At 67.5% G+C, this 21,438-nt stretch carries 23 protein-coding genes; 16 read left to right on the forward strand and 7 right to left on the reverse strand.

The window, feature by feature from the left end; translation table 11 throughout:
- The first annotated feature begins 10 nt into the window (after positions 1-10).
- Entirely contained in the window at positions 11-2,224 is a 2,214-nt protein-coding gene (parC, locus tag ACWGL1_RS03775) for a DNA topoisomerase IV subunit A (protein WP_452111225.1), read from the forward strand.
- A gap of 41 nt (positions 2,225-2,265) precedes the next feature.
- Here parC and ACWGL1_RS03780 read toward each other — a convergent pair whose 3' ends face one another.
- Positions 2,266-2,391 carry a hypothetical protein gene (locus ACWGL1_RS03780; RefSeq protein ID WP_312218692.1) on the reverse strand — a complete coding sequence of 42 codons (126 nt, stop codon included), beginning with the start codon at positions 2,389-2,391 and terminating at the stop codon, positions 2,266-2,268.
- Between the two features lie 132 nt (positions 2,392-2,523).
- Between ACWGL1_RS03780 and ACWGL1_RS03785 the strand changes: the two genes are divergently transcribed.
- Positions 2,524-3,093 carry a LemA family protein gene (locus ACWGL1_RS03785; RefSeq protein WP_291781813.1) on the forward strand — a complete coding sequence of 190 codons (570 nt, stop codon included), beginning with the start codon at positions 2,524-2,526 and terminating at the stop codon, positions 3,091-3,093.
- A gap of 6 nt (positions 3,094-3,099) precedes the next feature.
- Positions 3,100-4,128: a M48 family metallopeptidase gene (locus tag ACWGL1_RS03790; RefSeq protein WP_452111226.1), complete on the forward strand. Its 1,029-nt coding sequence runs from the start codon at positions 3,100-3,102 to the stop codon at positions 4,126-4,128.
- Between the two features lie 117 nt (positions 4,129-4,245).
- Here the strand turns inward: ACWGL1_RS03790 and ACWGL1_RS03795 are convergent, their stop codons facing one another.
- Positions 4,246-4,977 carry an arginyltransferase gene (locus ACWGL1_RS03795; protein WP_291781819.1) on the reverse strand — a complete coding sequence of 244 codons (732 nt, stop codon included), beginning with the start codon at positions 4,975-4,977 and terminating at the stop codon, positions 4,246-4,248.
- Positions 4,978-5,110: 133 nt separating this feature from the next.
- Positions 5,111-6,013, reverse strand: a complete 903-nt coding sequence (locus tag ACWGL1_RS03800; protein ID WP_291781821.1) for a flagellar motor protein MotB — start codon at positions 6,011-6,013, stop codon at positions 5,111-5,113.
- A gap of 128 nt (positions 6,014-6,141) precedes the next feature.
- Here ACWGL1_RS03800 and ACWGL1_RS03805 point away from each other — a divergent pair, with 128 nt between their 5' ends.
- Positions 6,142-6,648, forward strand: a complete 507-nt coding sequence (locus ACWGL1_RS03805; RefSeq protein WP_452111227.1) for a flavin reductase family protein — start codon at positions 6,142-6,144, stop codon at positions 6,646-6,648.
- 161 nt (positions 6,649-6,809) lie between these two features.
- On the opposite strand, the gene hemB is transcribed toward ACWGL1_RS03805, so the two are convergent.
- Positions 6,810-7,811 (reverse strand): porphobilinogen synthase, encoded by a 1,002-nt coding sequence (gene hemB / locus ACWGL1_RS03810; RefSeq protein WP_452111228.1) that lies wholly within the window; start codon positions 7,809-7,811, stop codon positions 6,810-6,812.
- A gap of 154 nt (positions 7,812-7,965) precedes the next feature.
- On the opposite strand from hemB, the gene ACWGL1_RS03815 reads away from it, so the two are divergent.
- The 11 genes from ACWGL1_RS03815 (at position 7,966) to argC (ending at position 17,733) form a co-directional block, all read left to right on the forward strand.
- Positions 7,966-9,102, forward strand: coding sequence for an acyl-CoA dehydrogenase family protein (locus tag ACWGL1_RS03815; protein ID WP_452111229.1), 1,137 nt, complete (start codon positions 7,966-7,968; stop codon positions 9,100-9,102).
- On the forward strand, positions 9,099-10,151 hold the full coding sequence (locus tag ACWGL1_RS03820) for an enoyl-CoA hydratase/isomerase family protein (protein ID WP_452111230.1): 1,053 nt from the start codon (positions 9,099-9,101) through the stop codon (positions 10,149-10,151). Before ACWGL1_RS03815 ends, ACWGL1_RS03820 begins: the two co-directional genes overlap by 4 nt.
- Positions 10,152-10,202: 51 nt before the next feature.
- Positions 10,203-11,573, forward strand: coding sequence for a class II 3-deoxy-7-phosphoheptulonate synthase (locus tag ACWGL1_RS03825; protein WP_312218684.1), 1,371 nt, complete (start codon positions 10,203-10,205; stop codon positions 11,571-11,573).
- The gene (locus ACWGL1_RS03830) at positions 11,570-12,136 is read left to right on the forward strand and encodes a prephenate dehydratase domain-containing protein (protein WP_338575839.1); all 567 of its coding nucleotides are present in this window, start codon (positions 11,570-11,572) and stop codon (positions 12,134-12,136) included. Before ACWGL1_RS03825 ends, ACWGL1_RS03830 begins: the two co-directional genes overlap by 4 nt.
- Before the next feature lie 311 nt (positions 12,137-12,447).
- Entirely contained in the window at positions 12,448-13,209 is a 762-nt protein-coding gene (locus ACWGL1_RS03835) for a chorismate mutase (protein WP_343829128.1), read from the forward strand.
- A 49-nt stretch (positions 13,210-13,258) separates the two neighbouring features.
- Entirely contained in the window at positions 13,259-13,867 is a 609-nt protein-coding gene (locus ACWGL1_RS03840) for an SPOR domain-containing protein (RefSeq protein WP_452111231.1), read from the forward strand.
- 120 nt (positions 13,868-13,987) lie between these two features.
- Complete coding sequence (locus ACWGL1_RS03845; protein ID WP_346487588.1) at positions 13,988-14,821, forward strand: division plane positioning ATPase MipZ; 834 nt, start codon at positions 13,988-13,990, stop codon at positions 14,819-14,821.
- Positions 14,822-14,828: 7 nt separating this feature from the next.
- Positions 14,829-15,260 carry a molecular chaperone DnaJ gene (locus tag ACWGL1_RS03850; RefSeq protein WP_452111232.1) on the forward strand — a complete coding sequence of 144 codons (432 nt, stop codon included), beginning with the start codon at positions 14,829-14,831 and terminating at the stop codon, positions 15,258-15,260.
- 344 nt (positions 15,261-15,604) lie between these two features.
- Positions 15,605-16,078 (forward strand): 50S ribosomal protein L13, encoded by a 474-nt coding sequence (rplM, locus tag ACWGL1_RS03855; protein WP_181409293.1) that lies wholly within the window; start codon positions 15,605-15,607, stop codon positions 16,076-16,078.
- A gap of 2 nt (positions 16,079-16,080) precedes the next feature.
- Entirely contained in the window at positions 16,081-16,569 is a 489-nt protein-coding gene (gene rpsI, locus ACWGL1_RS03860) for a 30S ribosomal protein S9 (protein WP_003165345.1), read from the forward strand.
- Positions 16,570-16,797: 228 nt separating this feature from the next.
- Positions 16,798-17,733, forward strand: a complete 936-nt coding sequence (gene argC, locus ACWGL1_RS03865; protein ID WP_452111233.1) for an N-acetyl-gamma-glutamyl-phosphate reductase — start codon at positions 16,798-16,800, stop codon at positions 17,731-17,733.
- A gap of 6 nt (positions 17,734-17,739) precedes the next feature.
- Here argC and ACWGL1_RS03870 read toward each other — a convergent pair whose 3' ends face one another.
- The 3 genes from ACWGL1_RS03870 to phaC are packed head-to-tail and all read right to left on the reverse strand — an operon-like array spanning position 17,740 to position 20,890.
- The gene (locus tag ACWGL1_RS03870; protein ID WP_452111234.1) at positions 17,740-18,552 is read right to left on the reverse strand and encodes a rhamnogalacturonan acetylesterase; all 813 of its coding nucleotides are present in this window, start codon (positions 18,550-18,552) and stop codon (positions 17,740-17,742) included.
- Complete coding sequence (locus ACWGL1_RS03875) at positions 18,552-18,926, reverse strand: hypothetical protein (protein ID WP_452111235.1); 375 nt, start codon at positions 18,924-18,926, stop codon at positions 18,552-18,554. Before ACWGL1_RS03875 ends, ACWGL1_RS03870 begins: the two co-directional genes overlap by 1 nt.
- A complete protein-coding gene (gene phaC / locus ACWGL1_RS03880) occupies positions 18,923-20,890 on the reverse strand; it encodes a class I poly(R)-hydroxyalkanoic acid synthase (RefSeq protein ID WP_452111236.1) in 1,968 nt (655 codons plus the stop codon). The genes ACWGL1_RS03875 and phaC overlap by 4 nt, the downstream gene beginning before the upstream one ends.
- Positions 20,891-21,014: 124 nt before the next feature.
- On the opposite strand from phaC, the gene ACWGL1_RS03885 reads away from it, so the two are divergent.
- Positions 21,015-21,428 carry a hypothetical protein gene (locus ACWGL1_RS03885; protein ID WP_452111237.1) on the forward strand — a complete coding sequence of 138 codons (414 nt, stop codon included), beginning with the start codon at positions 21,015-21,017 and terminating at the stop codon, positions 21,426-21,428.
- The last annotated feature ends 10 nt before the right edge of the window (positions 21,429-21,438 follow it).

Below are 21,438 nucleotides of genomic sequence, written 5' to 3' on the forward strand. Positions count from 1 at the left end.
TCGAAGCCGTATGACCATCCACACCCCGACGCCGGACGGCGGCCGCATCGTTGAAGAGCCGATGGGCGAGGCGCTGTCGCGCCGCTATCTGGCCTACGCCCTGTCGACCATCACCAACCGCGCCCTGCCCGACGTGCGTGACGGCTTCAAGCCCGTGCACCGGCGCATCATGTACGCTATGCATCAGATGCGGCTGAACCCGCAGGCGGCCGCGCGCAAATGCGCCAAGGTCGTCGGCGAGGTCATGGGCGGTTATCACCCGCACGGCGACGCCTCGATTTACGAGGCGTTGGTCCGTCTGGCGCAGGATTTCGCCCAGCGCTATCCGCTGGTCGACGGCCAGGGGAACTTCGGCAACATCGACGGCGATAGCGCGGCGGCCATGCGCTATACGGAGTGCAAGCTGACGCCCGCGGCCGTCCTGCTGCTGGACGGCATCGATCAGGACGCGGTCGACTTCCGCCCCACCTATGACGATCAGGACGAGGAGCCGGTGGTCCTGCCGGCGGGCTTCCCCAACCTGCTGGCCAACGGGTCGTCGGGCATCGCCGTGGGCATGGCCACCTCGATCCCGCCGCACAACGTGGGCGAACTGATCGACGCCTGCCATCTGCTGCTGGAGCAGCCGGACGCCACGACCGAAGACCTGGTCAAGATCGTGCCGGGGCCGGACTTCCCCACCGGCGGCGTCTCGGTCGAGGGCCACGCGTCCATGCTGGACGCCTATGAGACGGGCCGGGGCGGTGTGCGCCTGCGTGCCGCCTGGGACACCGAGGATCTGGGCCGAGGCGTCTGGCGCATCGTCGTCACCGAAATCCCCTATCAGGTGCAGAAGTCCAAGCTGATCGAACAGCTGGCCGACCTGATCGAGAACAAGAAGGCGCCCCTGCTGGCCGACGTGCGCGACGAGTCGGCCGAGGACATCCGCCTGATCCTGGAGCCCAAGTCTCGGACGGTAGAGCCTGAAGTCCTTATGGAAAGCCTGTTCAAGCTTTCCGATCTGGAGACGCGCTTCCCCATCAACATGAACGTGCTGGACGCTACCGGCACGCCGCGCGTCATGGGGCTGAAGGACTGTCTGCGGGCCTTCCTGGATCACCGCCGCGTGGTGCTGAACCGCCGCAGCCAGTGGCGCATCGCCCGCGTGGAGAAGCGCCTGCACCTGTTGGAAGGCCTGCGCATCGTCTTCCTGAACCTGGACGAGGTCATCCGCATCGTCCGCGAGGAAGAGCAGCCCAAGGCGGCCCTGATCACGACCTTCGGGCTGAGCGAGCTTCAGGCCGACTTCATCCTCGACACCCGCCTGCGCCAGCTGGCCCGTCTCGAAGAGATGACGATCGAGAAGGAATTCAAGGAGCTGTCGGATGAACTTGCAGCGCTGCAGGCGCTGACGTCCTCCGAGGCCAAGCAGTGGAAGGCCATCGGCAAGGAGCTGGAGGCGGTGCGCAAGGCGCTGATCTCGCCGCGCCGCACCGTGATCGGCGAGGCGGTCGACGCCTCGGCCTTCGTCGCGCCGGAGGCCTTCATCCCGCGTGAGGCGATCACCGTCATCCTGTCGGATCGCGGCTGGATCCGCGCCGCCAAGGGCAAGGTCGACGACCCCTCCGAGCTGAAGTTCAAGGAAGGCGACAAGCTGGGCTTCCTGGTCCCCGCCTATACGACTGACAAGCTGCTGATCGGCGCCTCGGACGGCCGCATCTTCACCATCGGCGCCGACAAGCTGGCCTCCGGGCGCGGGCATGGCGAACCGTTGCGCCTGATGATCGACCTCGACGAGAAGGCTGAGATCATCAATGTCGTGGCGCACGAACCCGATGCGAAGCTGCTGATCGCGTCAAAGGCCGGTTACGGCTTCGTGGCGCCGGAAAACGATCTTCTGGCCCAGAAGCGCGGCGGCAAGCAGGTGCTGAACGGCGAGATGCTGGCCATGCTGCGGGTCCCCCAGACGCCTGTCGGCGATCACGTCGCGACCATCGGCGAGAACATCAAGACGCTGATCTTCCCCCTGGCCGAACTGCCCGAAATGGGCCGTGGCAAGGGCGTGAAGCTGCAGAACTACAAGCAGGGGGGCCTGTCCGACGTGGCGGTGTTCAACGCCGAACAGGGGCCGGAATGGGTCGACGGCGGCGGCCGTCGCCGCAACTGGCCGGACTGGAAGGACTGGCTGGGCAAGCGCGCCGGGGCCGGCCGCCAGGGCCCGCGCGGCCTGAGGAAGTTCCGCTGATCGTCAGCTCCTCTCCAAGGCGTGGGGAGGAGCGCGACGCCTCACGCGGCGAAGAACGACACGTAGATGCTGAACAGGAAGGCGGCCAGGAAAGCCATGAAGGCGATCCCCGCGGCCACCGCTCCGATTCCCAGGAGGACGGTGAGGGTCTGATCTCTCATCTTCATGCATCACACGTAGTACGCCGTTCTTTCACCGCACAAGCTGGGTGCGTCAGAAGACCGCGTATGTCGGGATTTTCATTAGGCGCGACGCGGGTTGCCCCCCATATTCACGCCTGATCTTTCGGAGGAGGCTCAATGATCACCTGGATCATCATCGGCGTCATCGTCGTCATTCTGCTGTTCGTCGTGGTCGGCGCCTACAACCGGCTGGTGAAGCTGGATCAGACGGCGAACCAGTCGTTCGCGGACATCGACGTGCAGCTGAAGCAGCGTCAGGACCTGATCCCCAACCTAGTCGAGACGGTGAAGGGCTACGCCACGCACGAGCGCGGCACCCTGGACGCCGTGACCCAGGCGCGCGCCGCCGCCGCGGGGGCTCGCACCGTCGATGAGAAGGTGCAGGCCGAGAACATGCTGACGGCGACGCTCGGCCGTCTGTTCGCCGTGTCCGAGGCCTATCCGGACCTGAAGGCCAACGCCAACTTCCAGCAGTTGCAGATGGACTTGTCGGACATCGAGAACAAGCTGGCCGCCGCGCGTCGCTTCTTCAACAATGCGGTCAGCGAGTTCAACGCCGTGCGCCGCCAGTTTCCGACCGTTCTGTTCGCCGGGATGTTCGGCTTCGGCGCCGACAAGCCCTTCTTCGACGTGGGCGAAAGCGAGCGCGCCGGCCTGAACGCCGCGCCGCCGACGGTGAAGTTCTAAGCCCCAATGGCGGTTTTCGGTCAGGCCGTCGGCCTCAAGACCCACATCTGGCGCAACAACGCCCGGTCAGCGATCCTGCTGGCCGGGTTCCCGGTGCTGCTGGTCGGCATCCTGTTCGGCGTCCAGGTGCTGATGATGGGGTTCGGCCTGCTGCCCAACTCGGGCGGCGATCTGGGCCAGGACCTGGCGCGGGCGGCCTCCATGCTGGGCTGGACCGTGCCCTTCGCCGCCATCGCGGCGGCGATCTGGTTCGTCATCGCCTATTTCGGCAACCAGATGATGATCGACGTCATGACCGGCGCGCGAAAGGTCGAGCGCCGGGTCGAACCGGAACTCTATAATCTGCTGGAGAACCTGGCGATCTCGCGCGGGATGAAGACGCCCGCCCTGCGCATCATCGAAAGTCCGTCGCTGAACGCCTATGCGTCCGGCCTGCACGAGGGCAACTACAGCGTCACCGTCACGCGCGGCCTGATGCAGACCCTGAACCGCGACGAGATGGAATGCGTCCTGGCGCACGAACTGACCCACGTCATCAACAAGGACGTGCGGACCATGGTGATCGCCTCGATCTTCGCAGGGATCATCAGCGTGGTGGCCGAACTGGTGTTCCGCAGCCTGTTCTATGTGCGCGGCGGCCGCGGCGGGAACAACAAGAACGCCATGCCCCTGATCCTGATCGGTCTGGCGATCGGGGTGATCGGTTTCGGCCTGGCCGCCGTCATCCGCATGACCCTGTCGCGGACGCGCGAGTATGTGGCCGACGCCGGGGCGGTGGAGCTGACCAAGAACCCGGACGCCATGATCTCGGCGCTGAGGAAGGTGTCGGGCCAGTCGAAGGTCGAGGCGCCGGACGAACTGCGCGGCATGTTCCTGGACAATACGGCCGACAAGGCGGGATTCTCAGGCCTGTTCGCGACGCACCCGCCGATCGAGAAACGCATCGCGGCGTTGGTTCAGTTCGCCGGCGGTCGGGACGACGGGCCGTGGGGCGGAGCGCCTCAAGCTTCAGGTACGGCGGTGCCGACGACCTGATCCCTTCTCCCCTTGCGGGAGAAGGTGGCTGGCGATCAACTCGTCGCCCCATCTCGCGTTGAGAGACCCCTCATCCGACCCTGACGGGCCACCTTCTCCCACAAGGGGAGAAGGGCGTTACAGCCGCTCCCAGCCCCAGGGGCGCAGAGCTTCCAGAGGGCGGAACTCAGCCTTGTAGTCCATCTTGGGCGAGCCCTGGACCCAGTAGCCGAGGTAGACATAGGGCAGGCCCACGGTCTCGGCCTGATGCAGGTGGTCGAGGATGGCGAAGCGGCCCAGGCTGCGGCGCTCCAGATCCGGATCGAAGAAGCTGTAGACCATCGACAGGCCGTCATGCAGCAGATCGGTCAGGCAGACGCCGACCAGACGGCCGGGGCCGTCATCCTCGCTGGGCAGGCGGTATTCGATCAGATGGGTGCGGACGGCGGTGTCCTCGACCATCGACACATAGTCCAGCCAGCCCATGTCGCTCATGCCGCCGCCGGGGTGGCGGGCGGTCAGATAGCGGCGCAGCAGGTCGAACTGCTCCATCGTCGCCTCGGCCTCGACCAGGTCGCGTGACAGGTCGGCGTTGCGCGCCAGGATGCGGCGACGTGAGCGCGAGGGTTCGAAATCCGCTACCGGAATGCGTACCGAGACGCAGGCGATGCAGGCCTCGCACGCCGGGCGATAGGCGATGTTCTGGCTGCGGCGGAACCCGGCCTGGGTCAGGGCGTCGTTGACGTCGGCCCCGTCGCTGAACGGCAGGTTTGCGAAGACCTTGCGCTCGAACTGCCCTGGCAGATAGGGGCAGGGCGCGCTGGCGGTCATGAAGAAGCGGAGCTGGCGCGAGAAGAAGTGCTGGGTCACGGTTGTCGCTCCGTGACGAAATCAGCGCCCGCACAGGGGCTGGATGGGTACGCGCGGCTCATATTCTGATTTGGCGCGCAACCAGCCGTTTTCGCAAGCCTTCTTCGTGCGGCGAGGGCGTCGCCGCACGGCCTCACAGGCTGGTGTCCGTCGGCAGGACCGGCGCTTCGCGCAGCAGGACGATGGCGATGCGGCGGTTGCCCGCCAGCGACGGGTCGTCGGGATAGAGGGGATCGGACCCCGCCTTGCCTGCGACGGAATAGACCCGGTCGGTGTTCACGCCTGAACCCTGCAGCACCAGACGCGAGGCGTCGGCGCGGGCCGAGGACAGGGGCCAGTCGCCGGGGCTGCTGGCGCGGCTGGAGCCGGCGACGGCGTTGGTGTGGCCGGTGATGGAGATGCGGTTGGGCAGTTGGTTGATGACCTTGGCCACGGCGCGCAGCAGCAACTGGGCGCGCGGATTGGGGCGCGAGGAGCCGTTCTCGAACATCGAGCGGCCTTCCTGATCCACCAGCTGGATGCGCAGGCCCTCGGGCGTCTGGTCGATGATCAGCTGTTTCGACAGTTCGGCCAGTTCCGGCATGGACTGCATGGCCTGGCGCAGGGATTCGGCGGCGCTGGCGAAGTCGGCGGCCTCGCGACGGGCGATCTCGGCGCGCAGGGCGGCCTCGCTGGCCGAGGCCAGGTTGGAGTTCTGGCCGGCTTCCTGCGGCGCGTCGGGGGCTTCGGGGGCCAGCTGTTCGATGACGGCGTTGGAGCCGGCGCCCTTGGCCCCTTCGGAATCGCCCAGCGAGGTGCCGCCCAGGATGCCGCCGGAGCCCGAGGTCGAGGCCGAGACGTTGGCCGGGGCGAAATATTCGGCGATGCCGCGCTTCTGCTCCGGATCGGTCGTGTTGATCAGCCACATCAACAGGAAGAAAGCCATCATGGCGGTGACGAAGTCGGCGTAGGCCACCTTCCACGCGCCGCCGTGGTGGCCGTGTCCGGATACCTTCTTCACCTTCTTGATCAGGATCGGGCGATCATTCAGCGCCATGGGGCGGGTCCGTCTTAACCGTGTTCGTTCGCCCTAAATCCCATGAGGGGCTTAAGAAGCGGTTGCGGCGCCATGCGACGGCCCGCCGCGCCCTTGCCGATACGGGCTTCACGGCCTAGCTGAGGGCCATGTCCGACGCGTCCGCTTCACCTGCCGCCGATTTCGATCCTCGCGCCTATCGCCGGGCGCTGGGCGGGTTCGCGACGGGGGTGTGCGTGGTCACGGCCCATACGGTCGACGGGCCGCTGGGGATCACGGTGAACAGCTTCACCTCCGTCTCGCTGGAGCCGCCGCTGGTGCTGTGGTGCATGGACATCAAGTCCGACCGCCACGACGCCTTCGCCGGGGCGGATCGGTTTGCCGTGCATATGCTGCCGGTCGAGGACAAGGCCATGTCCGACCGTTTCGCCTGGGGCGTCTGCCGCCTGTCGGACGATGAGTTCGCGGTCGACGATCCAGAGCCGCCGCGTCTGCTCAACGCGGTGACGCGGCTGACCTGTCGGACGCACGACCGCATCGTCATGGGCGACCATCTGGTCATCGTCGGCCGGGTCGAGGCGTTCGACACGCGGCCGGGCGACGCGCTGACCTATTTCCGGGGCAAATACGGCAAAGCGGTCGATCCCACCGCCTGATCCTTCTCCCCTTGTGGGAGAAGGTGGGCCCGAAGGGCTCGGATGAGGGGTCTCTCCGAAATCTGAAATGAAAGGGGGGGCTGGCGTCGGCCTATGTCCAGCAACCCCTCATCCGTCTCGCTACGCGAGCCACCTTCTCCCACAAGGGGAGAAGGAAAAGATCAGCCCATCATCCGCGCGGCTTGCGGCGCGAAATAGCTGATGACGCCCGACGCCCCCGCGCGCTTGAAGGCGTGCAGGCTTTCCAGGATGGCGCGGTCCGGGTCCAGCCAGCCGTTGGCGAAGGCGGCCTGCATCATCGCGTACTCGCCCGACACCTGATAGGCGAAGGTCGGCACCTTGAACGTCTGCGACACCAGTCGGACGATATCGAGATAGGGCAGGCCCGGCTTGACGATCAGGGCGTCGGCGCCTTCCGACAGGTCCATCGCCACTTCGCGCAGGGCCTCCTCGGCGTTGGCGAAGTCCATCTGATAGGTCTTCTTGTCGCCGGTCAGCGACTTGGACGAACCCACCGCGTCGCGATACGGGCCGTAGAAGGCCGAGGCGTATTTGGCCGCATAGCTGATGATCAGCGCATCGCTCAGTCCGTTGGCTTCCAGCGCCTCGCGGATGGCCTGGACGCGGCCGTCCATCATGTCGGACGGCGCCACGGCGTCGGCGCCCGCGTGGGCGTGGATGAAGGCCTGTTCGGCCAGCCGCTCCAGCGTCGGATCATTGACGATGCGGCCGTTTTCCAGAACCCCGTCGTGGCCGTGGTCGGTGTAGCAGTCCAGCGCCACGTCGGTCATGACGCCGATCTCGGGCGCGGCGTCCTTGATGGCGCGGATGCAGTCGGGGATCAGGCCGTCCGGGTCGGTGGCGGCGGTGGCGACATTGTCCTTCAGCCCGTCGTTCACGTTCGGGAACAGGGCCACCATCGGAATGCCCAGATCGCGCGCCTCGACGGCGGCCTTGGCGGCCTCCTTGGGCGACAGGCGAAAGACGCCGGGCATGGAGGCGACCGGCTGGCGGTCCTCGTCGCCGTCATGGACGATCAGCGGCCAGATCAGATCGGCGGGCGTCAGCGTCGTCTCGGCGACCAGACGGCGCACCCACGGCTGCGAACGCAGGCGACGCGGGCGGGCGTAGGGGAAGGCGGCGGGCTGGAAGGGCATGGTCATGCGCGCGGCTTAAAACAAAGCGCGGGGAGAGGCAAAAGGCGAACTGTCCACACGTGGCCATCCCTCGGCGGGGACGGGGTGACGCGCGCTCCGCCAGCCGTTAGAAGCGCCCCGAACGCCCCGTCAGAGGGCAGGCTGTAATGCGGGAGCTTTCATGGACTTCGCCCTCACCGACGATCAACGCGCCATTCAGGACGCGGCCCGCGCCTTCGCCGAGGCCGAACTGGCCCCGCACTCGGCCCGCTGGGACGAGGACAAGCATTTCCCGGCCGACGTGCTGAAGGCCGCCGCCGAGATGGGCTTCGCCGGCATCTATACGGGCGAGGAACACGGCGGCATGGGTCTGGGCCGGGTCGAGGCGGCGGTGATCTTTGAAGAGCTGTCGCGCGGCGACGTGGCGACGGCCGCCTTCATCTCGATCCACAACATGGCGACGTGGATGATCGACAGCTTCGGCTCGGACGATCTGCGGGCGCGCTTCGTGCCGTCGCTGGTCGGGATGGAGAAGATCGCCAGCTACTGCCTGACCGAGCCGGGCTCGGGCTCGGACGCGGCGGCGTTGCGGACGACGGCGGTGCGCGACGGCGACCACTATGTGCTGAACGGCGCCAAGGCTTTCATCTCGGGCGCCGGGACGTCGGACGTCTATGTCGTCATGGTCCGCACCGGCGGCGAGGGGCCCAAGGGCATCTCGACCCTGGTGGTCGAGGCGGGCACGCTCGGCCTGTCGTTCGGCGCCAACGAGAAGAAGATGGGCTGGAACGCCCAGCCGACCGCCGTGGTCAGCTTCGACGACTGCCGGGTGCCGGTCGCCAATCTGGTGGGCGAGGAAGGCGCGGGCTTCAAATACGCCATGGCCGGTCTGGACGGCGGGCGCCTGAACATCGCCGCCTGCTCGCTGGGCGGGGCGCGTCTGGCGCTGGAGACGGCCCAGGAATACGTCGCCGGCCGCAAGCAGTTCGGCCAGGCCATCGGCCAGTTCCAGAACACCCAGTTCGAGCTGGCGGACATGGCGACCGACCTTGAGGCGGCCCGCCTGATGGTGCTGCGCGGCGCCTGGGCCATCGACACCGGCCACCCGGAAAAGACCAAATGGTGCGCCATGGCCAAGCGCCTGACGACCGACGCCTGCTTCCAGATCGCCGATCAGGCGCTGCAGCTGCACGGCGGCTACGGCTATCTGAAGGACTATCCGCTGGAGCGGATCGTGCGCGACCTGCGCGTTCACCGTATCCTGGAAGGCACCAATGAGATCATGCGCGTGATCGTGGCGCGCGAGCTGGCGAAATGAGCGAACTCGAGGTCATCACCCGTATCGAGAACGGTGTCGGTCGCATCACCCTGAACCGGCCCAAGGCGATCCATGCCCTGAACCGGCCCATGTGCGAGACGATGATCGAAGCGCTGCTGGCCTGGCGCGCGGACGACGCGGTTCAGTCGGTGCTGATCGACCACGCGGGCGAGCGCGGCTTCTGCGCGGGCGGCGACATCCGCATGATCGCCGAGAGCGGGGCAGGGGACGCCTCGGAGGCCAAGGCCTTCTTCAAGGCCGAGTATCAGCTGAACCATCTGATGTTCGTCTATCCCAAGCCGATCACGGCGGTGGTGGACGGCATCGTCATGGGCGGCGGCGTGGGCATCAGCGAACCCGCCGACGTCCGCATCGCCACCGAGCGCACCACCTACGCCATGCCCGAGACCGGCATCGGCCTGTTCCCCGACGTGGGCGGCGGCTGGTTCCTGCCGCGTCTGCCGGGCCAGACGGGAGTCTGGCTGGCGCTGACCGGCGCGCGGCTGAAGGCGGCGGATACGGTGGCGCTGGGCATCCATACGCACTTCGTCGCATCCGAGGCCGTCGAGGCGTTGAAGGTCGACCTGCGGGCCGCGCCCGCCGATCCGAAGGCGGTCGCCGATCGCGCCGCCGGAGACGCCGGGCCGTCGCCGCTGGCGCCGCACCGCGAGGCCATCGACCGCCTGTTCGCCTTCGACACGGTGGAAGAGATCGTCGCCGCCCTTCAGGGCGAGGGGTCGGAGTGGGCGCAGAAGCAGCTCGACATCCTGAAGACCAAGTCGCCGCAGTCGCTGAAGGTCTCGCTGCGCCAGATCCGCACGGGCGCGACGCTGACCGACTTCGCCGACAACATGGCGATGGAATACGCCCTGGGCGGCCGTGTCGTGCAGACCCACGATTTCCAGGAAGGCGTGCGCGCCGTCATCATCGACAAGGATAATGCGCCTCAGTGGTCGCCGGCCGAGCTTTCTTCGGTTTCAGAGGCCCAGATCGAGGCCCTGTTCGCGCCCCTGCCTGCGGGTGAGGCATGGAAACCGCTGATCCGCTGATTTCGCGCAAGCTTCATTGTTCCGGGCGGGGGAAAAGCCTATCTTGGCGGCATGACTAGTCGCTGGACCCCCGAATCCTGGAGAAACAAGCCCGTCCTGCATATGCCGACGGACTATCCGGACGCCGCCGAGTTGGCGCGCGTCGAAGACGAGCTGCGCGCGATGCCGCCCCTCGTCTTTGCGGGCGAGGCGCGCAAGCTTACCGATCACCTGGCCCAGGTCGAGGCGGGCGACGCCTTCCTGCTGCAGGGCGGCGACTGCGCCGAGAGCTTCAAGGAATTCTCGACCGACAACATCCGCGACACCTTCCGCCTGATCCTGCAGATGGCGGTGGTGCTGACCTTCGCCGGTCGCAAGCCGGTGGTGAAGGTCGGCCGCATCGCCGGTCAGTTCGCCAAGCCGCGCTCGTCTCCGATCGAGGAGATCGGCGGGGTCGAACTGCCGTCCTATCGCGGCGACATCATCAACGGCATGGGCTTCACGCCGGAAGAGCGCACGCCCGATCCGCAGCGCCTGATCCGCGCCTATAACCAGTCGGCCTCGACGCTGAACCTGCTGCGCGCCTTTGCGGGCGGGGGCTATGCCGACCTCTACAACATCCATCGCTGGACCCTGGGCTTCGCCGACGACGGCGCGGGCGCGGCCTACCGCGAACTGGCCGACAAGATCACCGAGGCCCTGGCCTTCATGGAGGCGGTCGGCGTCACGCCCGAGACGCATCCCGACCTGTCGCGCGTCGAGGTCTTCACCAGCCACGAAGCCTTGCTGCTGAACGTCGAGAGCGCCCTGACGCGCCTGGACGGTTCGACCGGCGAATGGTTCGACACCTCGGCCCACATGCTGTGGATCGGCGAGCGGACGCGTCAGCTGGACGGCGCCCACATCGAGTTCATGCGCGGCATCTCCAACCCCATCGGGGTCAAGTGCGGGCCGACCATGACGGCGGACGACCTGCTGCCGCTGATCGACGCCCTGAACCCGAACAACATTCCGGGCCGCCTGACCCTGATCGGCCGCTTCGGCCACGACAAGGTGGGCGACCGCCTGCCGGGCCTGATGCGGGCGGTGAAGGCGGCGGGCAAGCGCGTCATCTGGTCGATCGACCCGATGCACGGCAATACGCTGAAGGCCGGCAACGGCTACAAGACCCGACCCTTCGATCGCGTCATGGGCGAGGTCCGCACATTTATTGATGTTGCGGAGGCCGAGGGCGTCCACCCCGGCGGCGTCCACCTGGAGATGACCGGCCAGAATGTCACCGAGTGCATCGGCGGCGCCCAGGCGGTGACGGAAGACGACCTGTCGAGCCGTTATCACACCCACTGCGACCCGCGCCTCAACGCGGATCAGGCGCTGGAGATGGCCTTCCTGGTCGCCGAGCGTCTCAAGGCCGGGCGGCAGGCCCGGTCCGAGGCCGCATGACGGCAGAAGACGAAACGCCCGGCCGCGTCGCTTATCAGGGCGCGCCGGGCGCCTTCAGCCACGAAGCCTGCCTGGACCTGCGCCCGTGGGACGAGGCGGTCGGCTTTGAGACCTTCCAGGGCGCGATCGACGCCGTCCTGAGCGGCGACTGCCACTGCGCCCTGATCCCCGTCGAGAACTCGACCGTGGGCGTGGTCGAGCCCGCCGCTACGCTTGTGAAAGAGGCGGGACTTGTGGCGGTCAGCGACGCCTGGCGGCCGATCCGTCTGGCCCTGCTGGGCGTGCCCGAGGCGCGGTTGTCGGACGTGAAGACGGCCGAGAGCCACCCGGTGGCCCTGCAGCAGTGCTCCAAGGCCCTGAAAGAGATGGCGATCACGGCCGTCGAGGTGTTCGACACCGGGGGCGCGGCCGCTGCGGTGGCCGAGGCGGGCGACGTCTCGCGCGCCGCCGTTGCGCCTGCTCGCGCGGCTGAGGTCTATGGGCTGTCGGTTCTGCGCAACGATCTGCAGGATTTCAGCGACAATCGCACACGGTTTGTCCTCTTCACGGCTCCTGAGGCTTGACCGCGCATAAAATTTGCTGTTGTAAGGCCCGGTCGGATCAACCCTGATCCAGAAACTGGACCGGATTCATGTCCTCGCTGCGCGCACAAATGACCCTTGAAACCACCTCGCGCGCGGTGGCCGGCTTTTATTTTGGCTACGGCTATTACGGCTTTCGATACGCCGGCTGAGGCGTCGGGCTTCTAACCAGACCCTGACTGTCTCGCTGGCGACCGCTTCTCCCCAAGCGGCCAGTACGCGCGTTCACGCCTGACCTTCTGTCGGCGGGACGCGACCTCCCCATCGAAATCCCATGCCGAAAGCCATCTCCCATGTCGCAATCCGCCATCCAGCAAGTCTGGCCCGCCGAAACCGTTGAACTGAGCGCCGAACAGAAGGCGCTGGCCGCCCTGCGCGCCGAGATCGACAGCCTGGACGATCAGATCCTCGAACTGTTCGAACGTCGCCTGTCCGTCGCCGCCCAGGTGGGCAAGGCCAAGGACGCCCCGACCGGCCCCCACACCAAGTTGCGTCCCGACCGCGAACAGGCCGTCCAGGCCCGCATCCTGAAGCAGTGCGAACCCGAGAACCGCGAGGCGGTCGAGCATCTGTGGCGCGAGATCGTCGGTTGGGGTCTGGCCCGCCAGGGCCGCCTGCAGGTCCAGGTCTGGGCCCCGATCGATCCGGCCAAGGCCGTCGACGGCGCCCGCCTGCGCTTCGGCGCCGCCGCCGACATCAAGCTGGTCCTCGATCCGCAGGCCGCCCTGGCCCATGCGGCCGAGGGCAAGGGCGTGGCCGTCCTGTCCATCAGCGGCGACGATCCCTGGTGGATCGGCCTGCGCCGCGAATGGTCGATGCTCAGCGTCTTCGACGGCTACGGCGGCGAGACGCCGACGTCTCTGGCTGTCGGCAAGATCGATCCGCCGGCCCTGCCCAAGGGCCGTCGCGTCGTCGTCACCGCGGGCGGCGATGCGGGCGACGGTTCGGGCGCGCGTCGCTGGGGCCTGAACACTCACCACGGCTGGAGCCTGGCCCTGACCGACGCCGATGTGGCGCCGGGCGATGTCGAAGGCTGCGTCGGCGCCATCGGCTGACTGCAGGTCGTTAACTCCGTCTCAAAACAGGGTGGGCGAGGGTGGCTGCATGGCCCAGCCCGCCCTGCATCGATCGCGCCGCGTCGTCGCCCTTGCGGCGGCTGCGCTGACGCTTGCGGGCTGCGGCGTGAACGAAGCCGATCCCCATCGCTTCGAGACCCTGGCGCAGTCGGTGGCCTCCATTCCAGTGTCGGCTGAAGACGAGGGCGAGGCCCGGCCGACCGCCACGCCGGATCAGCCGCGCGAGCGAGCTGCGCCGTTGAAGGTCGAGCTGATGACCCCGCACGAACTGTGGGACGCACGCGAGGGCGTGACAGCCAGGGTTCGCCTCGCCTCTGCGTCAACGCCGACGAACGACCCTGATCTCGAGACGCCGCCTGCGGTCGTTGCGGCGCCGCAGCCCGCGACCGCCGTCCGCCAGGTGCAACTCGGCGCCTATTCCAGCGAAGACGGCGCCCGCGCGGCCTGGGCGCGGCTGAGCCGAGGGCCGGGCGGGGCGGCGCTGTCCGGGCTTCAACCCGCCTATGAGGCGGTGGAGGTCGCCGGTCGCCGTCTGATCCGGCTGAAGGTCGCCGCCTCCGTCGAACAGGCTCAGACCCTGTGCCGCGACCTGGCGGCGTCGGACCCCTGGTGCGCGCGATCCGGCGCCGCAGCCTGATCGTCCACAGGCTCAGCTTAAGGTTTCGTTGACGATTGGCCCGCGGAGGCTGATCTTGCGGCCCATGGGCGGGCGGCGGACGAAGATGAGTCGCGCCTGCTGATCACAGTGGGATTTCACATGGCGCAGCCTCAGGTCATCGTCATCGGCAATGAAAAGGGCGGGGCGGGCAAGTCCACCCTGGCCATTCACATCGTCACCGGCCTTCTGCACGCCGGACGCAAGGTCGCCATCATCGATCTGGACCTGCGTCAGCGTTCGCTGGAGCGGTTCTTCGCCAACCGCGTCGCCTGGACCAAGGCCAACGGCCATGATCTGCCGCTGCCCTTTGTGCCGGACATGGGCGACGGCAAGGCCCTGCATAAGGCCGATGAGACGGAGCAGTTGGCGCGTTTCGAGGCCGCCTACGCCGAGGCGAGGGGCGTCGCCGACGTCATCGTCATCGACACGCCGGGCGGGGACACGGCTCTGTCGCGCGCCGCGCACGGCCGCGCAGACCAGATCGTCACCCCCATGAACGACAGCTTCGTCGACTTCGACCTGCTGGGCGAGGTGGACCCGGTGACGCTGGATCTGATCCGTCCCTCCATCTATTCGGAAAGCGTCTGGGAGGCGCGCAAGCATCGCGCCGTCACTGAGGGCCGTCAGGTGACGATCGACTGGATCGTCGTCACCAACCGTCTGGCCGTGGCCGAGGCCCGCAACCGGCGCCGTCTGGCCTCACGCATGGCCAAGCTGGCCAAGCGGGTCGGTTTCCGTGTCGGGCCGGGCCTGCGCGACCGGGTCATCTATCGCGAACTCTTCCCCTTCGGCCTGACGGTGGCGGACCTGTCGAACGACATCCGTCCGGTGTCGGTGTCCCTGGCCCACGTCGCTGCGCGTCAGGAGATGCGCAACCTGATGCAGGCCCTGGGTCTGGACGACGCCATCGCCGCCATGGACGCGGCGGCCTGATCGCTTCATGGGCCTGATCTGGTTGGGTCTGGCCGCTGTGGCCCTGTGGGCCATGGTGCGACTGGGCCGCCAGACCGAGCGCGCCCGGCGCGGTCACTGGCGCATCTCCGCCACCTTATTGAGCGCCGCCCTGTTGGCCGGGGCGGTGTTCGCCGCCGCGCGCGGAGCCTGGCTGATCGCGGGCGGCATGGCGTCTGCGGGCGTCTGGCTGGCCGTGCAGTCGCGCATCCGGCCTGTGGCGGGCAGGGCGGCCCAACCCAATGAGCCCATGAGCAAGGCCGAGGCGCGCTCCATTTTGGGCGTCGCGGTCGATGCGGACGCCCAGACGATCCACGCGGCCTGGCGCCGCCTGATGGCCCGCGCGCATCCGGATCAGGGCGGAACCGAGGGGCTTGCCGCCCGCGTCAACGCCGCGCGGGATCGGCTGCTGAAAGGGTAGGGCGCTTTCCTTCTCCCCTTGTGGGAGAAGGTGGCCCGTAGGGTCGGATGAGGGGTGTCGGCGCGACATGCAGCGCTTTTCCTTCGCCAGATTCTCAGGCCGACGAGGCGCTCACACCCCCTCATCCGTCTGCCTCCGGCAGTCACCTTCTCCCGCAAGGGGAGAAGGAAGTGGATTGGGTATTTTAATACCTCATTTAAAATATTTAATAAAATCAAATATCTATGCCGAAATCGTCGTCGTAACCGACATTGACCTTCGGCGCGCGACCCTCTATCACCCCGGCCTCCGCTCGATCCATCTGGTTCGGGCCGCGTTTTTCGTCTTCCAGGACCCTCATCATGCTGAAGAGCACCACGGCTTCGCTGAAGCCGGCCGAGGTCGAGAAGAAGTGGATCCACATCGACGCCGAAGGCGTCGTGGTGGGCCGCCTCGCGACCTTCATCGCCAACCGCCTGCGCGGCAAGCATCTGCCGACCTACACCCCGCACGTCGACTGCGGCGACTACGTCGTCGTCACCAACGTCGACAAGGTGGTGTTCACCGGCAAGAAGAACACCGACAAGGTCTACTATCGCCACACCGGTCACCCCGGCGGCATCAAGGAAACCACCCCGGAGAAGGTTCTGGGCGGTCGTTTCCCCGAGCGCGTGCTCGAGAAGGCCGTTGAGCGGATGCTGCCCAAGGAGTCGCCGCTGGCTCGCAAGCAGATGACCCACCTGCGCCTGTTCGCCGGCGCGGCTCACGAACACGAAGCCCAACAGCCCACGACCATCGACTTCAAGTCGATGTCGTCCAAGAACACCCGGAGCGCCTGAGCATGACCGACGTGACTCAAGACACCGCCGCCGGCTTTGACGCCCTGAAGGGCCTGGGCACCGCTGCCGCCGAGGAAATCGTCCGCGAGCCGAAGATCGACGCCCTGGGCCGTTCGTACTCGACCGGCAAGCGTAAGAACGCCATCGCCCGCGTGTGGGTGAAGCGCGGCACCGGCAAGATCACCGTCAACGGCAAGGACGTGGCGGCTTACTTCGCTCGTCCCGTGCTGCAGATGATGGTCGCCCAGCCGCTGACCGTCTCGGACCGCGCCACGCAGTACGACGTGATCTGCACCGTCGAAGGTTCGGGCCTGTCGGGCCAGGCCGGCGCCATCCGCCACGGCCTGTCGCACGCCCTGACCCACTACGAGCCGGAACTGCGCAAGGTTCTGAAGCCGCACGGCTTCCTGACCCGCGACAGCCGCGTCGTCGAGCGTAAGAAGTACGGCCGCGCCAAGGCTCGCCGCAGCTTCCAGTTCTCGAAGCGCTAATCGCCGAACCCGGCGATGGGTTTACGAAGGGGCGCTTCGAGGCAACTCGAAGCGCCTTTTCTTTTGTCCTTCTCCCCTTGTGGGAGAAGGTGGCGGCCGCAGGCCGACGGATGAGGGGTTTCGCCTCATTCAATGTCGCCGTCAGAATGTCGCGTCAGTGCGACCCCTCATCCGACCCGCTGCGCGGGCCACCTTCTCCCACAAGGGGAGAAGGATCAGGAGCACGAGATGACCCACACCATCTTCATCGACGGCGAGGCCGGAACTACCGGTCTGGAGATCCGCGAGCGTCTGGAGGCGCGCGGCGATCTGGAGCTGATGCTGCTGGGCGACCGTCGCCGCGATGTCGAGGCGCGGCGCGAGGCGTTGAACAGCGCCGACGCGGTCATCCTGTGCCTGCCTGACGATGCGGCCCGCGAGGCGGTGTCGATGATCGAGAATCCGTCGGTGCGGGTTATCGACGCCTCGACCGCCTACCGGGTGGCGGACGGCTGGACCTATGGCTTCGCCGAGATGGATGCGGACCAGCGCGCGGCCATCGCCGCCTCGACGCGGGTATCGAACCCCGGCTGCTATCCGACTGGCTTCATCGGCCTGATGCGGCCGCTGGTGAAGGCGGGGCTGGTCCCGGCAGACTGGCCTGTCACGATCAATGCGGTTTCGGGCTACTCCGGCGGCGGCAAGGCCATGATCGCCGAGTTTGAAGCTGAGGGCGCATCCACCGCCTTCCGCGCCTATGGCCTGACGCTGAAGCACAAGCATGTGCCGGAAATGACGAAACACGCGGGCTTGTCGCGCCCGGTGCTGTTCTCGCCCGCCGTCGGGAACTATCGCCAGGGAATGCTGGTCGAGGTTCCGCTGCACCTGTCGGCCCTGCCGGAGACGCCCTCGGTCGAGCGGCTGCACGGCGCTCTGGTCGAGGCCTATGAGGGGCAGCGCTTCGTCGAGGTGGCCGAGATCGACGAGACCGAGGCCATGACCGGCATCGAGCCTGAGAGCCTGAACGGCACCAACCGTATGCGCCTGCACGTCTTCGGCGATCGCGGGGGGGAGCAGGCGCGTCTGGTCGCCCTGCTGGACAATCTGGGCAAGGGCGCCTCGGGCGCGGCGGTTCAGAACCTCAACATCATGCTGGGCCTGGACGAGGCGACGGGCCTCAACTGACGGGGTTCAGGGCGCCAGGCGGGGCGCCAGTTCGGGGGCTGCGGCGATCAGGTCGCGCGCGATCAGGGCGGCGATGACCTGCGCGCCCTCGGGGCCTAGATGGGTGTAGTCGAAGTCTTCGGCGTGACGGCCGTAGGGGCCTGCTGTCGTCGCCACGGCGGGCGGCGCGGCGGGCGAGTTTCCGGCCTGAAGCTCGGACAGGAAGTCGGGCGGAGGGGCGCCGGGCGCCATGCGAGCGGCTTCAAGCGCGCCCATGCTCTGGACCAGGTCGCCGCTGGCGGCGTGCAGGTCGATCAAGGGCGCGCCGGTCTCGCGCGCCACGCGGCGCACGGCCTCGGCCCAGGGCTCAAGCGTGTCCTGCAGGCGGCCGTCGCTGAAGGATCGGCGCGTCAGGGGCGTCACCAGCACCGGCCGCGCGCCGCGCGCCCTGGCTTCGACGACATAGGCCCTGAGGTTGGCGGGAAACTCGGTCGCCAGCTCGGTGGAGCTGCGCTTGCCCGGCTGATCGTTATGGCCGAACTGGATCAGCACCCAGACCGCGCCATAGCCGGGCGTCGCCATTTCGTTCAGGGCCAGATCCCATGAACCTTCCGCGCGATAGGTCGAGGTGCTGCGGCCCTGACGCCCCAGGTTGACGCAGGCCAGGGACGACAGGACGTGCCGGTCGCAGAAGGCGCCGCCCCAGCCGCTGCCGACCGAGGTCGTCGAGTCCCCGACCAGTATGATCTTGTCGGCGTCGATCGGCCGCTCCTGGGCCCTGACCGCGCCGACGCAGACCAGGGTCGCCGCGATAGCGGCCGGCAGGGCGCATCGAATCATCAGACCCGGCGGGCCTTGATCGCGGACTCCACCGTCAGGGCGAAGAAGATGGCGGCGATGATGATCAGCAGGCCGTAGTCGTGGCCGGGGAAGACCAAGGGAACGCCCGCCGCCAGGATGATCAGCGCGGGAAACAGGCTGGCCCAGACGGCGGTGGAGGCGGCGTCAGGATGGATCATCGGCGGCCGCTGCAGGCTCATTCGCCGGGCCATCACGCCGTTCAGCGGCACGAAGACGGCCGGAACGATCACGGCGATGACCACATACTTCAGCAACTGACCCGGTGCGCCGAACAGGGTCGCCGTGGCGATCAGCAGGATCAGCGGAATGGCCGTGGTCAGGGCCAGCAGCAGGTTGGGCTCGATACGCTTCAAGACTTCACTTTCACATAGGCGCCGGGCGCCGGTTCGATAGGCTTCAGCGGCCCGACCTTAGGATCACGCGCCGGGATCTGCGCGCCGGACCGGGCGTGCAACCAGTCGGCCCAGTGCGGCCACCAACTGCCGGGATGCTGTTCCGCCCCCGCTTGCCATTCCTGAAGCGTTTCGGGAAGGGCGGCGTTGATCCAGTGCTGATACTTCTCGGCCGAGGGCGGGTTGATGACCCCGGCGATGTGGCCCGATCCGGCCAGCGTATAGGTCACCGGCCCGCCGAACAGCCGGGCCGAGCGATAGACGGAGTTCATCGGCGCGATGTGGTCCTCGCGGCTGGCCTGGAAGTAGAGGGGGATGCGGACCTTCGACAGATCGATACGCTCGCCGTCGATCTCCAGCTCGCCCCCGGCCAGGGCGTTCCGGCCGTACATCAGGCGCAGGTATTGCAGGTGCAGCCGCTTGGGCATCCGCGTCTGATCGGCGTTCCACGCCAGCAGGTCGAAGGCGGGCGGCGCCTTGCCCATCAGATAGTTGGACACGAAAAAGGACCAGATCAGGTCATTGGCGCGAAGGGCGTTGAAGGTGTCGGCCATCGCCGTGCCGGGCAGGACGCCGCCCGCCTCGTCCATCAGCCGCTCGATCTCGGCCAGCCAGTGCTCGTCGGTGAACAGCAGCAGGTCGCCCGCCTCGGCGAAGTCGTGCTGGGCGGCGAAGAAGGTGGCCGAGGCGACGCGGTCGTCCCCCTTGGCCGCCATGTGCGCCAGGGTGGCGCCCAGCATGGTGCCGCCGATGCAATAGCCGACGGCGTTCAGATGCGTCTGGCCGGTCTGTTCCAGCGTCTTCTCGACGGCGCGATAGACGCCCTTCTTCATATAGTCGTCGAGGCCGAACTCCGCCTTGTCGCGGTCCGGGTTGACCCATGAGCAGACGAAGACGGTGAAGCCCTGCGCGCTCAGCCAGCGGATCAGGGAGTTCGCCGGCTGCAGGTCCATGATGTAGAATTTGTTGATCCACGGCGGGAAGATCAGCAGCGGGACGGCGTGCTGCTGGTCCGTCGCGGCGTCGTACTGGATCAGTTCGAACAGCTCGTCGCGCCAGACGACCTGACCCGGCGCCGTGGCGACGTTCTCGCCCAGGACGAAGCGGCCGTAGTCGGCCTGGCTGATCTTCAGCGACCCGGCGCCGCGCTCCAGATCGGCGGCGAAGTTCTGCATCCCGCGCACCAGGGATTCGCCGCTGGTCTCGGCCAGGGCCTTCAGCGCCACGGGGTTGGACGCCAGGAAGTTGGCGGGCGAAAAGGCGTCGGTCAGCAGGCGGGTGAAGAACTCGGCCCGGCGCTTCACGCGCGGGTCCACGTCCTCGACGCTGGAGACCAGGCTGTTCATCCAGTCCGAGGTGGCCAGATAGGACTGGCGCATCATGTCGAACATGGGGTTTTCGGACCAGGCGGGGTCGCGGAACCGCTTGTCGGCCGGGGCGGGGTTGTCGACCGTCTCGCCCATGGCGCGGCGCGTGGTGGTCGACCACAGCTCCATATAGCGGCCGAACAGGTCGGCCTGGGCCTGAAACAGCTTTTCGGGCCGGGCGGCCAGGCTGGTCATGATCGAGGACATGGCCGGGGCCACGTTGAACGGATCGGGCGACAGGGCGGCGGGCCGGTCGGCCTGCGACAGGGCCGCCTCGGCCACCGCCGTCTGGGCCATCATCGCCGCCTTGGCCAGGTTCAGCGACAGGGTCTCCAGCTGCTGACGCTGGTCGGCGCTGAAGGCCATGAAGTCGGGCGCGGAGAAGGGGGCTTCGGCGGTCGCCGCCGGTTCCGCAGCGGAAGCCGGTTGCGGCTTTTCAGCAGGCGCAGCCTTTTTCACGCGGGGCTTGGCCGAGGTCGGGCGCCCCGCCTTGCGCGGTGCGGGGGCGTCGGCCGGCGTCGTCTTCTGGGGCTGGGCCTTGGTCGGGCGCTTGGCCATGGCGAACCTCCGATGGGGACGCGCGAGTTCGCACGCCTTCCTCCCGACGCGATGATGGCATATGTCAGTGACGGAAATGAACGCGCTTCTGCTGAAAAAGACGGGATGGACGGCGGCTTGGGGCATGGCCCTGAGTTCCGCCGTGGCGCTGGGCGGTTGCGTCAGCGCCTTCGAGCCGAAAACCGACCCGACGTCGCCTCTGGCACCCCGCATCCAGAAGCTGGTGGACGAGAATCGCCAGTATCCGCGCTGGGCCGATTTTCCGCGCACCAGCACGCCCTTGCCGGCTCCGGCCGAGATCGCCGCCGAGGTCGGGCGTCTGGAAAGCCGCAACGCCGCCCTGACCGCCGAGATGGCGCGCATCGACTGGACGTTGGACAGCGACCCGGCCGCCTTCGTGGAATCGATCAACCGTCGTATCGACGCCAGCCAGATGTCGCCCCAGACCCTGCGCACCGCCGAAGAGGTCGAGGCCTACGCCGAGGAATTGCGCCGGCGCGCCAAGGCGCCGCCGCCGATCGACCGCCCGCGTCCTTGAGGCCCATGAC

The organism is Brevundimonas sp. NPDC055812, assembly GCF_053616535.1.

What these genes read in the sequence shown, in the direction of transcription:
- parC (WP_452111225.1), top strand. Translation starts at nt 11, where the DNA reads ATGACCATCCACACCCCGACGCCGGACGGCGGCCGCATCGTTGAAGAG.
- ACWGL1_RS03780 (WP_312218692.1), bottom strand. Translation starts at nt 2,391, where the DNA reads ATGAAGATGAGAGATCAGACCCTCACCGTCCTCCTGGGAATCGGAGCG.
- ACWGL1_RS03785 (WP_291781813.1), top strand. Translation starts at nt 2,524, where the DNA reads ATGATCACCTGGATCATCATCGGCGTCATCGTCGTCATTCTGCTGTTC.
- ACWGL1_RS03790 (WP_452111226.1), top strand. Translation starts at nt 3,100, where the DNA reads ATGGCGGTTTTCGGTCAGGCCGTCGGCCTCAAGACCCACATCTGGCGC.
- ACWGL1_RS03800 (WP_291781821.1), bottom strand. Translation starts at nt 6,013, where the DNA reads ATGGCGCTGAATGATCGCCCGATCCTGATCAAGAAGGTGAAGAAGGTA.
- ACWGL1_RS03805 (WP_452111227.1), top strand. Translation starts at nt 6,142, where the DNA reads ATGTCCGACGCGTCCGCTTCACCTGCCGCCGATTTCGATCCTCGCGCC.
- hemB (WP_452111228.1), bottom strand. Translation starts at nt 7,811, where the DNA reads ATGACCATGCCCTTCCAGCCCGCCGCCTTCCCCTACGCCCGCCCGCGT.
- ACWGL1_RS03815 (WP_452111229.1), top strand. Translation starts at nt 7,966, where the DNA reads ATGGACTTCGCCCTCACCGACGATCAACGCGCCATTCAGGACGCGGCC.
- ACWGL1_RS03820 (WP_452111230.1), top strand. Translation starts at nt 9,099, where the DNA reads ATGAGCGAACTCGAGGTCATCACCCGTATCGAGAACGGTGTCGGTCGC.
- ACWGL1_RS03825 (WP_312218684.1), top strand. Translation starts at nt 10,203, where the DNA reads ATGACTAGTCGCTGGACCCCCGAATCCTGGAGAAACAAGCCCGTCCTG.
- ACWGL1_RS03830 (WP_338575839.1), top strand. Translation starts at nt 11,570, where the DNA reads ATGACGGCAGAAGACGAAACGCCCGGCCGCGTCGCTTATCAGGGCGCG.
- ACWGL1_RS03835 (WP_343829128.1), top strand. Translation starts at nt 12,448, where the DNA reads ATGTCGCAATCCGCCATCCAGCAAGTCTGGCCCGCCGAAACCGTTGAA.
- ACWGL1_RS03840 (WP_452111231.1), top strand. Translation starts at nt 13,259, where the DNA reads ATGGCCCAGCCCGCCCTGCATCGATCGCGCCGCGTCGTCGCCCTTGCG.
- ACWGL1_RS03845 (WP_346487588.1), top strand. Translation starts at nt 13,988, where the DNA reads ATGGCGCAGCCTCAGGTCATCGTCATCGGCAATGAAAAGGGCGGGGCG.
- ACWGL1_RS03850 (WP_452111232.1), top strand. Translation starts at nt 14,829, where the DNA reads ATGGGCCTGATCTGGTTGGGTCTGGCCGCTGTGGCCCTGTGGGCCATG.
- rpsI (WP_003165345.1), top strand. Translation starts at nt 16,081, where the DNA reads ATGACCGACGTGACTCAAGACACCGCCGCCGGCTTTGACGCCCTGAAG.
- argC (WP_452111233.1), top strand. Translation starts at nt 16,798, where the DNA reads ATGACCCACACCATCTTCATCGACGGCGAGGCCGGAACTACCGGTCTG.
- ACWGL1_RS03870 (WP_452111234.1), bottom strand. Translation starts at nt 18,552, where the DNA reads ATGATTCGATGCGCCCTGCCGGCCGCTATCGCGGCGACCCTGGTCTGC.
- phaC (WP_452111236.1), bottom strand. Translation starts at nt 20,890, where the DNA reads ATGGCCAAGCGCCCGACCAAGGCCCAGCCCCAGAAGACGACGCCGGCC.
- ACWGL1_RS03885 (WP_452111237.1), top strand. Translation starts at nt 21,015, where the DNA reads ATGGCCCTGAGTTCCGCCGTGGCGCTGGGCGGTTGCGTCAGCGCCTTC.